The following is a 10214-nucleotide window of genomic DNA, read 5'->3' as shown; positions in this document are numbered from 1 at the left end:
GCTGCTGCTCGACGAGCCGGCCGCCGGCCTGCGCCATCTGGAGAAGCAGGCGCTGGCCGAGCTGCTGTCGCAGCTGCGTGCCGAGGGCCTCGGCATCCTGGTGGTCGAGCACGACATGGAATTCGTCATGAACCTGGCCGACCGCATCACGGTGCTCGAGTTCGGCGCCGTCATCGCCGAGGGCACGCCGGCCCAGGTGCAATCCAACCCCCGTGTGCTGGACGCTTACCTGGGCGGCAGCGACGAAGAACCGATCGCGGTGGCCGCATGACGTCGCTTTTCGAATTAAAGGATTTCAGTGTCGCCTACGGCGCCGTCGAGGCGGTGCACCAGGTCGCGCTGCGGGTGAACGAGGGCGAGATCGTCACCGTGATCGGCCCCAACGGCGCCGGCAAGACCACGCTGCTGTGCGCCGCGATGGGCCTGCTGCCGTCGAGCGGCACCCTGACGCTGGCGGGCGAACGCATCGCCCGGCCCAGCGTCGAGGCGATGGTCGCGCGCGGCGTGGCGCTGGTGCCCGAGCGGCGCGAGCTGTTCGGCGAGATGTCGGTCGAGGACAACCTGCTGCTCGGCGGCTTCTATCGCTGGCGCACCGGCAAGCGCGACCAGAAGGAGCGCATGGAGGAGGTCTTTGCGATCTTCCCGCGTCTCAAGGAGCGCCGCGAACAACTCTCCAGCACGCTCTCCGGTGGCGAGCGCCAGATGCTCGCCATCGGCCGCGCGCTGATGGCGCGACCGCGGCTGCTGATGYTCGACGAGCCCTCGCTGGGCCTGGCGCCGCTGATCGTGCGCGAGGTGCTGCACGTGGTGTCCTCGCTGCGCGCGCACGGTGTCTCGGTGCTGCTGGTCGAGCAGAACGCGCGCGCCGCGCTGCAGGTCGCCGACCGCGGCTATGTGCTGGAGACCGGCGCCGTCGCGCTGACCGGCCCGGCGCAGGAACTGATTCACGACCGCCGAATCATCGATACCTACCTCGGCCTCGGCAACAAGAGCGCGGCCGTCGCGGCGGCCGCCTGATTCATCCCTCCCCCGGAGAACACCATGACCCAGATCCTTCAGAGCTTCATCGGCGGCCGCTGGCTCGGCGCCCAGGGCGCGCAAGCGCTGCGCAGCGCCATCAATGGCCGTCCGGTGGCCAGCACCCATGCCGAGGCCATCGATTTCGGCGAAGCCCTGGCCCACGCGCGCACGGTCGGCCTGGCGAACCTGCTGGCGATGGATTTCCAGCAGCGCGCCCAGCGCCTGCGCGCACTCGCCAAGTACCTGGCCGAGCACAAGGAAGAGCTCTACGCGATCTCGGCCCACACCGGCGCGACGCGCGCCGRCAGCTGGATCGACATCGAAGGCGGCGCCGGCACGCTGGCCGCCTACGCTGGCATCGGCGGCAACGAGCTGCCCTCCGGCAACCTGGTGCACGAAGGCCCGGCCATGCCGCTCGGCAAGAAGGGCGGCTTTGCCGGTACCCACATCCTGGTGCCGCGCCGCGGTGTCGCGGTGCACATCAACGCCTTCAACTTTCCGGTCTGGGGCCTGCTCGAGAAGTGGGCGCCGAGCTTCCTCGCGGGCATGCCCTGCATCGGCAAGCCGGCCACCTCGACCAGCTACCTCACCGAGGCGCTGGTGCGCCTCATGCACCGCTCGGGCCTGCTGCCCGAGGGCAGCCTGCAACTGGTGATCGGCAGCACCGGCGACCTGCTCGACCGGCTCGACGGCATGGATGTCGTGACCTTCACTGGCTCGGCCGACACCGCCGCCAAGCTGCGCGTGCATCCGAACATCRTGCGCCAGTCGATCCCGTTCAATGCCGAGGCCGACTCGCTCAACTGCGCGATCCTGGCGCCCGACGTCTCGCCCGACGACGAGGAGTTCGACCTCTTCGTCAAGGAAGTGGCGCGCGAGATGACGGTCAAGTCGGGCCAGAAGTGCACCGCGATCCGACGCGCCATCGTGCCGCGCGAGCGCATCGATGCGGTGATCGAGAAGCTGCGTGCGCGGCTCGCCAAGACCGTGGTCGGCGATCCGGCGCGCGAGGACGTGCGCATGGGTGCGCTGGCCTCGCACGCTCAGCAGGCCGACGTGGCCGAGCGCGTGCGGCTGCTGATGCAGGGCGCCGAACTGATCTATGGCGAGGGCGACGGCTTCGCGCCGCAGGGCGAGGGCGTGGCCGAAGGCGCGTTCTTCTCGCCGACCCTGCTGCTGGCCCGCGACCCGCTCGGCAACGACGCCGTCCACGACATCGAGGCCTTCGGCCCTGTCAGCACGCTGATGGCCTACGACGGCCTCGACGAAGCGCTGGCGCTGGCCGCACGCGGACGCGGCAGCCTGGTCGGCACACTGGTCACCAAGGACCCGGCGACCGCCGCCCGCGTGATCCCGATCGCCGCCGCGCACCACGGCCGCATGCTGGTGCTGGACCGCGAGGCCGCCGTGGAATCGACCGGCCACGGCTCGCCGCTGCCCTTCCTCAAACACGGCGGCCCCGGTCGCGCGGGCGGCGGAGAAGAGCTCGGCGGCCTGCGCGCGGTCAAGCACTACCTGCAGCGCACGGCGCTGCAGGGCTCGCCGAGCATGATCGCCGCGGTCACCGGCGAATACATGCGCGGCGCCAAGCTCAACGAATCCGAACTGCACCCGTTCCGCAAGCACTTCGAGGACCTGGCCATCGGCGACTCGCTGCTGACCCACCGCCGCACCGTGGGCGAGGCCGACATCGTGGCCTTCGGCGGCATCTCGGGCGACTACTTCTACATGCACTTCGACGAGATCGCGGCCAAGGAGAGCCCGTTCGGCAAGCGCATCGCGCACGGGTACTTCGTGCTCTCGGCGGCGGCCGGGCTGTTCGTCTCGCCGGCGCCCGGCCCGGTGCTGGCGAATTACGGCCTCGACACGCTGCGCTTCGTGAAGCCGGTGGGCATCGGCGACACCATCCGCGCCCGGCTCACCTGCAAACGCAAGATCGACCGCCAGAAGAAGGACGCCAACGGCGTCGGCCAGGGCGTCGTCGCCTGGGACGTCGAGGTGACCAACCAGGACGGCGACCTGGTGGCGAGCTACGACATCCTCACCTTGGTGGCGAAGAAGGCCTGAGGCTCGTTGCCCCCGCTCGGGGTGCGTTCCTACAGGCGGGTTCTCCGGCGCGCACTATCGTGCCAGCCTGGAGAACCCCCATGCCCGCAGCCTCCCGCACGCGCGAAGCCCTGGCGCCGTACCACGGCAAGCGCGATTTCAAGAAGACGCTCGAGCCCCGCGGCGGCGGCAAGCGCGGCCACGGCATCGACGATCCAACGCCGCCCGGGGTGCCGGCCGCGAAGCGCAGGCCGGCCCGGAAGAGTGCCTCGAAGGATGCGGGCCGCAAGGCCGCCTTGYCGGCTTCACTGGCCCCGCAACTGGCAACGCTGGCGTCGACCCCGGCTGCCGTGCCGGGCGACTGGCTCTACGAACTCAAGTTCGACGGCTATCGCCTGCTGGCCCGCATCGACGGCGACAAGGTGCAGTGCATCACCCGCAACGGCAACGACTGGACCGCCAGGCTGCCGGCGCTTGCGAAGGCGCTGGCCAGGCTGAAGACGCGCTCGGCCTGGCTCGACGGCGAGATCGTGGTCGCCGGCGAACACGGCGCACCCGACTTCCAGGCGCTGCAGAACGCCTTCGACAGCGGTGCCACTTCGAAGATCGTCTACTGGCTGTTCGATGCGCCCTTCCTCGACGGGCTGGACCTGCGCGCCCTGCCCGTCGAGGAGCGCCGCGATCGGCTGGCGCGGCTGCTCGGAGGCCGGCCGCCGGTGCCCCTGCGGCTCAGCGAGGCCTTCGACGAATCGCCGCGCGACCTGCTCGCCTCGTCGGCGAAGCTGGGTTTCGAGGGCATCGTTGGCAAGCGCAAGGGCTCGGCCTATGTCTCGCGCCGCTCGCCCGACTGGATCAAGCTCAAGACCCAGCGCCGGCAGGAGTTCGTGATCGGCGGCTACACGGCGCCGAAGGGCTCGCGTTCGGGCTTCGGCTCGCTGCTGCTCGGCGTCCATGATGATGCGGGCCAGCTGATCTACTGCGGCAATGTCGGCACCGGCTTCGATGAGAGCCGGCTGGCCAACATCAAGGCCCGGCTCGACAAGCAGGCCAGCGACACATGCCCGTTCAACGAAAGACCCGCGGGCGTGAAGGCCCGGTGGGTCGAGCCGGTGCTGGTGTGCGAGGTGTCCTTCGGCGAGTGGACGCGCGATGGCCGGATCCGCCATTCGGTGTTCCAGGGCCTGCGCAGCGACAAGCCGGCGGCGCAGATCCGGCGCGAGAGCGCCGAGCCGCCCGAGGCCGCCCCAGCCGGCAGAGTCAATACACGAGGAGCGAAGAAGTCCATGGACCTGCGCATCACCCACGCCGAGCGCGTGATCGACGCCCAGAGCGGCATCACCAAGGGCGAACTGGTGGCCTTCTACGGGCAGGTGGCGGACCTCATGCTGCCGCACCTGAAGGGCCGGCCGGTGGCGCTGGTCCGAGCGCCCGAGGGCGTCGGCGGCGAGCTTTTCTTCCAGAAGCACGCGCAGCACAGCGAGATGCCGGGGGTGCGGCTCCTCGACCCTTCGCTCGACCCGGACCATGATCCGCTGCTGCAGATCGACACCGTGCGCGGCTTGCTGTCGGCGGCGCAGATGAACGTGATCGAACTGCACACCTGGAACGCGAGCTCGAAGGCGATCGCCACGCCTGACCGCGTGACCTTCGACCTCGACCCGGGGGAGGGCGTGCCCTGGGCGCGGATCCAGGAGGCGGCGCTGCTGGTGCAGACCTTGCTAGCCGAACTCGGACTGCCGGCCTTCCTGAAGACTAGCGGCGGCAAGGGCCTGCATGTGCTGGTGCCGATCAAGCGATACTACGGATGGGACGCGGTGAAGGGCTTCTCTCAAGCCGTGGTGCAGCACCTGGCCAGCACCATTCCCGACCGTTTCGTCGCCAAGAGCGGGCCGCGCAACCGGATCGGCAAGATCTTCGTCGACTACCTGCGCAACGGCTTCGGGGCGACCACCGTCAGTGCCTGGTCGGCGCGCTCGCGGCCGGGGCTCGGCGTGTCGGTGCCGCTGGAATGGGACGAATTGCCAGAGCTGAAGAGCGCATCGCAATGGACGGTGCGCAACATCGCCGATCGGCTGACGGTGGGCAATGGGCCGTGGGAGGGGATCGAGAAGCGCGGCAAGGCGCTCGGGCCGGCGATGGAGATGCTGGGCTACGCGCCGCCCTGAATCGGCGCTGGGCGGAGGCAGAATGTGAACACCTTCCCAATCGAGAGAGAAGACCCGCATGACCCCCGACGCCCCTCTCCTTGCCAGTCAGATCGTCGTGCGAGCCTGCCTTGTGCTGGTGGCGGCCATTGCCCTGTTCGGCGGCACCGTCCAGATGGTGCTCGGGCAACCGGACACCAACCCGCGGCTGGACAACGTCCATCGCTTCATGGCGGGGGTATATTTCTCGATGGGGCTGATCTGCCTGTGGGCGGCGATCACCATACGGCAGCAGGGCTTTCTGGTCTACCTGATCGCCCTCGGCGTGCTGCTGGCGGGCTTCGGCCGGCTGGTGTCCATCGCCAAAGTGGGCTTGCCCAAGCCCCGGGGCGTCTGGCTCGCCTACCTCATTCCCGAACTGGTGCTTCCGTTCGTGATCGCAGTGGCGCACTTCGCGAGCGCCTGAAAAAGCGGCAGTTTGAACCGGCCCTAACGGACAGTCGACAGCACGGTGGCGCGGCAGCGAGCCTGCTCCGAACGCTGCAGCAGCACGCAGTTGTCCAGCGCCCGCTTCTGCATGTCGCTCAAGCGGGGCAGGGACGAGGGCGGTGCGCGCCATCCCGGCGACGGCGCATTCTGCCAACCGTCGTTGTTGCCCCTGCCGTTGTTGTTTCCCCGATTGTCGTTGTTGTTCCATCCGCTGCGCTGGCTCTGCATCTGCCGCATGCAGGTGTTGAAGTCCATCCCCGAGCGGCCACTGGCGCAGAAGCGCCGATCGCTTTCGAACGCAGCATCGTTGTTGTTGCGCTGAGCCGCCGCCGGGAACGTGGTTGCGAGGCCGGCCAAGCTCAGCGTCGCCAGTATCGAATTCACGATCCGTGTGTTCATCTGCATTCCCTTTCAGCACATGACCGGAGGGTACGCCATAAGACAGGATCGTCGGCTGCCTGGGCCCCGCAGGCGCTCAGGCAGCGAGCGCGTGCACCTCGTCGGTCGTCACCTCGAAGCGCTCCAGCGTGCTGGCGCCGAACACCATCGTGATCGGCACATCCGCCGCATCGCGCCCGCGCGCGATCAACACCCGACCGATGCGCGGCGTGTTGTGCCGGGCGTCGAAGGTGTGCCAGCGATCGCCGAGGTAGACCTCGAACCAGGCGCTGAAGTCCATCGGATACGGCACCGGCGGGATGCCGATGTCGCCGAGGTAGCCCGTGACATAGCGCGCCGGGATGTTCATGCAGCGGCACAGCGTAATGGCCAGCTGAGTGAAGTCGCGGCAGACGCCGACACGCTCGCGGAAGGCCTCCAGGGCGGTGCGCGTGGCGCGTGCGCATTGGTAGTCGAAGCGCAGGTGTCGGTGAACGAAGTCGCAGATCGCCTGCACCCGCGGCCAGCCTGGCGCGACGCCGCTGAACTGCGCCCAGGCGAACTGCAGCAATTCGCTGTCGACCTCGCAGTAGCGACTTGGCAGCAGGAACTGGAGCGTTTCCACCGCCAGGTCTGCCGGTGCATGCTCGATCGCGCCGTAGGAGACCGGGTCCGGCCAGCCGGTGTCGAACACCACCGCCTCGTTGCGCAGGCGCACCCGGCTCACACCCAGGGGCACGGCCACTCGGGCGCAATGGTTATTGAAGCCGTCCGTGTAGTGATCGGTGCGCAAGGGGGGACTGATCGTGAGGTTCTCGATGCCCTGGAGGTCGGCCGCCCGCGAAGGATGCAGCTGGAGTATGTAGATCAGCGCGGTCGGCGCCGTGACCCCGAGCTCGATGTCGAAACCGATTTTGATGAGCATGGTGGGCGGACCTTTTTGGGGTGGGAATTGCAGGTAAAGCAGGTTTGATGCCGACTTGTACGGTCTATCGTAGGGAAGTCCATCGTCGCACCCTGTGGGCGGCTGCGCGCGAAAGCGCGTAGGCCATGGCGTGAGGCCGTCGGTGCGGTCCTACCGCACACCCCTCGGCGCGCCGACAGGCGAGAGCGTGCAGCCACTACGGCGCCGAGCCAGACGCAAGCCTAATCTAAGAAGACTCGCACCTGCGTGCGCCGCTTCTCTTGAACCCCAAGGAAAACCCAGATGACCTCACAGACCAAGGCGGCCGCTGGCCGTCGCTCGAAATTGGGCGATGGAAGCCAGGTCAAGCAGGAGCAGTTGGCGGCATCTACGGGCGACAACGCGCCCCTGCTCACCACCAACCAGGGTCTGCAGATCCCCGACAACCACAACTCGCTCAAGGCGGGGGTGCGCGGGCCGACCCTGCTCGAGGATTTCATCCTGCGCGAGAAGATCACGCACTTCGACCACGAGCGGATCCCGGAGCGCGTGGTGCACGCCCGCGGTTCGGCCGCGCATGGCTATTTCGAGGTCTACAAGTCGATGTCGCAGTTCACGGCGGCCGAGTTCCTGCAGGATCCAGCGGTGAAGACGCCCGTTTTCGTGCGCTTTTCGACCGTGGCGGGTTCGCGCGGGTCCGCCGATACGGTGCGGGACGTGCGCGGCTTCGCGGTCAAGTTCTATACGCCGCAGGGCAACTACGACCTGGTGGGCAACAACATCCCGGTCTTCTTCATCCAGGATGCGATGAAGTTCCCCGACCTGATCCATGCCGTCAAGCCCGAGCCGCACAACGAGATGCCGCAGGCGGCGAGCGCCCACGACACCTTCTGGGACTTCGCCTCGCTGATGCCCGAGACCACCCACATGCTGATGTGGGCGATGTCGGACCGCGCGATTCCGCGCAGCCTGCGCATGATGGAGGGCTTCGGCGTCCACACTTTCCGTTTCGTCAATGCGCACGGCGAGAGCCATTTCGTCAAGTTCCACTGGAAGCCCAAGCTTGGCGTCCACGGCCTGGCCTGGGACGAGGCGCAGAAGATCGCCGGCAAGGACGCCGACTTCCACCGGCGCGACTTGTGGGAGGCGATCGAGAGCGGCAACTTTCCCGAGTGGGAGCTCGGCGTCCAGATGATCCCGCAGGACAAGGAGCACGCCTTCGGCTTCGACCTGCTCGACCCGACCAAGCTGATCCCGGAAGAGATGGTGCCGGTGCAGCGCATCGGCCGCATGGTGCTGAATCGCAATCCCGACAACTTCTTCGCCGAGACCGAGCAGGTGGCCTTCCATCCGGGCCATGTGGTGCCGGGCATCGACTTCTCGAACGACCCGCTGCTGCAGGGCCGCCTGTTCTCCTACACTGACACGCAGATCTCCAGGCTCGGCGGCGCCAACTTCCACGAGCTGCCGATCAACAAGGGCGTCTGCCCCTTCCACAACTTCCAGCGCGACGGCATGCACCGGCAGACCATCGGGCGCGGCCAGGTGGCCTACGAGCCGCACTCGCTGTTGGACGGCAAGGAGTTCCGGGTCGACGGCGGAAGCGCCGGCTTCCAGCCCTTTCCGGAGCAGCTCGAGCCGCCGAAGCTGCGCCGGCGCAGCCCGTCCTTTGACGACCACTTCACGCAGGCGCGGCTGTTCTTCAACAGCCAGAGTGCGCCCGAGAAGGAGCACATCATCGCGGCCTTCCGATTCGAGCTGTCGAAGGTCGAAGTGCCGGCGGTGCGCCAGCGCATGGTCGACAACCTGGCGCACGTCGACGAGAAGCTGGCGCGGCGCGTGGCCGAGGCGCTGGGCATCAAGACGCCCGACCCCAAGGCGGCGGCCGGGCGTGCCGGCTTCCGCGAGCACCGCATGACACTGCCGGTCGATGAGTCGCCGGCGCTCAGCATGGCCGATCCCGGGGGCGGCTCGGTCAAGACGCGAAAGGTCGCGATCCTGGTGGCCGACGGCATCGACTCGGCCTCGCTCAAGCCGATCCGCGAGGGCATCGAACAGGCCGGCGCCCAGTGCAAGGTGGTCGGGCCGCGGCTCGGCACCATCGCCAGCGCCTCGAAGCGGCAACTCGAGGTCGATGCCACCTTCGTCAACATGCCCTCGGTGATGTTCGATGCGGTGCTGGTGCCGGCCGGCGCCGATGGCGTGAAGGCCCTGGCCGAGAACGGCGACGCGTTGCACTTCGTGCTCGAGGCCTACAAGCACTGCAAGGCGATCTGCACCGTCGGAGAGGGCGTGCAGTTGCTGGCCTCGCTGGGCATCGACGCCGACCCGAAGTCCGCGCCGGCCGGCGTCGTGGTGGCGGCGACGCCGGTCACCAACCTCGGCGACGCCACGGCGGCGCTGCAGGTGGCGCACGACTTCGTGGCGGCGATCGCGAAGCACCGGCATTGGGACCGGGCCAACGTCGCGGCTGTGCCGGCCTGAGCCGCGGACTTGGGTCAGGGGGAATTCGTCGCGCCGGGGCCGGTTTCCAGAAGCTGCAAGGGTGTCTCCCACAGCAGCTTGCGCCGGTCGGCGGGGTCCGGAAAGAGTTGCTCGATCAGCTTCAGCTGAACCCCGTAGTCGATGCGCTCGGTCGCCCGCAGGTAGGGCCAGTCGGAGCCCCAGACGCAGCGGTCGAGCGTGAAGGCCTCCGCCAGTGCATGTACGAAGGGCCAGGCGTCCTGGTGCGGATGGGGCAGCTGCGAGAACTTGGCGAAGCCCGACAGCTTGATGAACGCGCGCTGCGAGCGGCCCAGTGCCAGCAGCGCCTCGAAGCCGGGCTGCCCGAGGCCGGCGTCCGGCTGCGGCCTGCCGCAATGGTCGATCAGCAGGCGCAGCGGCGCGCTGTCCAGCAGCGGCAGCAGCGCGGGGAGTTGGTCCTTCTCGACCTGCACCTGGAGCAGCATTCCGAGCCGGCTGAGTTTCTGCAGCAGATCGGCGGTCTGCAGGTAGTACGCGACGCCCAGGAACGAAGGGTTGAACGCCACCCCGACGATGCCTCGCGCCTTCAGGGCGGCCAGGTCGTCAAATGCGATGTCGTTGTCGACCACCGCGATGCCCTTGAAGCGGCCCGCGCTGCGCGCGATCGCATCGAGCAGGCAGCGGTTGTCGGTGCCGTAGCCCGAGTTCGGCCCGACCACCAGCGCCCGTTGCACGCCGTGCGCATCCATCACGGTCAGGAACAGGTCGGC

General features: G+C 68.3%; 9 protein-coding genes. 6 read left to right on the top strand and 3 right to left on the bottom strand.

Annotated elements, in window-relative coordinates:
* From AC1DY5_RS28375 to AC1DY5_RS28355, 5 genes are all read left to right on the top strand, one after another.
* The coding region (locus tag AC1DY5_RS28375; protein WP_478116806.1) for an ABC transporter ATP-binding protein C-terminal domain-containing protein at positions 1 to 271 on the top strand (271 nt) is incomplete at its 5' end.
* Positions 268 to 1017 carry an ABC transporter ATP-binding protein gene (locus AC1DY5_RS28370; RefSeq protein WP_478116804.1) on the top strand — a complete coding sequence of 250 codons (750 nt, stop codon included), beginning with the start codon at positions 268 to 270 and terminating at the stop codon, positions 1015 to 1017. The genes AC1DY5_RS28375 and AC1DY5_RS28370, both read left to right, overlap by 4 nt.
* Positions 1018 to 1041: 24 nt before the next feature.
* A complete protein-coding gene (paaZ, locus tag AC1DY5_RS28365; protein ID WP_478116802.1) occupies positions 1042 to 3087 on the top strand; it encodes a phenylacetic acid degradation bifunctional protein PaaZ in 2046 nt (681 codons plus the stop codon).
* Between the two features lie 80 nt (positions 3088 to 3167).
* Positions 3168 to 5231: a DNA ligase D gene (ligD, locus tag AC1DY5_RS28360; protein WP_478116801.1), complete on the top strand. Its 2064-nt coding sequence runs from the start codon at positions 3168 to 3170 to the stop codon at positions 5229 to 5231.
* A 58-nt stretch (positions 5232 to 5289) separates the two neighbouring features.
* Positions 5290 to 5676 (top strand): DUF4345 domain-containing protein, encoded by a 387-nt coding sequence (locus tag AC1DY5_RS28355; protein WP_478116799.1) that lies wholly within the window; start codon positions 5290 to 5292, stop codon positions 5674 to 5676.
* Positions 5677 to 5699: 23 nt separating this feature from the next.
* Here the strand turns inward: AC1DY5_RS28355 and AC1DY5_RS28350 are convergent, their stop codons facing one another.
* Entirely contained in the window at positions 5700 to 6056 is a 357-nt protein-coding gene (locus tag AC1DY5_RS28350) for a hypothetical protein (protein WP_478116798.1), read from the bottom strand.
* 118 nt (positions 6057 to 6174) lie between these two features.
* Positions 6175 to 7002 carry a transglutaminase-like domain-containing protein gene (locus AC1DY5_RS28345; RefSeq protein ID WP_478116796.1) on the bottom strand — a complete coding sequence of 276 codons (828 nt, stop codon included), beginning with the start codon at positions 7000 to 7002 and terminating at the stop codon, positions 6175 to 6177.
* Positions 7003 to 7284: 282 nt separating this feature from the next.
* Here AC1DY5_RS28345 and AC1DY5_RS28340 point away from each other — a divergent pair, with 282 nt between their 5' ends.
* Entirely contained in the window at positions 7285 to 9465 is a 2181-nt protein-coding gene (locus AC1DY5_RS28340; protein ID WP_478116794.1) for a catalase, read from the top strand.
* Positions 9466 to 9479: 14 nt separating this feature from the next.
* On the opposite strand, the gene AC1DY5_RS28335 is transcribed toward AC1DY5_RS28340, so the two are convergent.
* A partial coding sequence (locus tag AC1DY5_RS28335; protein ID WP_478116792.1) for an amidohydrolase family protein occupies positions 9480 to 10214 on the bottom strand: 735 nt, incomplete at its 5' end.

Source organism: Variovorax sp. P4_D9, from assembly GCF_056401695.1.
Note: the sequence above shows the minus strand (reverse complement) of the source record. Positions and strands in the feature narration are given on the sequence as shown.

Excerpts from the sequence above, each read along its gene's own strand:
- AC1DY5_RS28340 (WP_478116794.1), top strand. The coding sequence starts at position 7,285 with ATGACCTCACAGACCAAGGCGGCCGCTGGCCGTCGCTCGAAATTGGGC.
- AC1DY5_RS28345 (WP_478116796.1), bottom strand. The coding sequence starts at position 7,002 with ATGCTCATCAAAATCGGTTTCGACATCGAGCTCGGGGTCACGGCGCCG.
- AC1DY5_RS28355 (WP_478116799.1), top strand. The coding sequence starts at position 5,290 with ATGACCCCCGACGCCCCTCTCCTTGCCAGTCAGATCGTCGTGCGAGCC.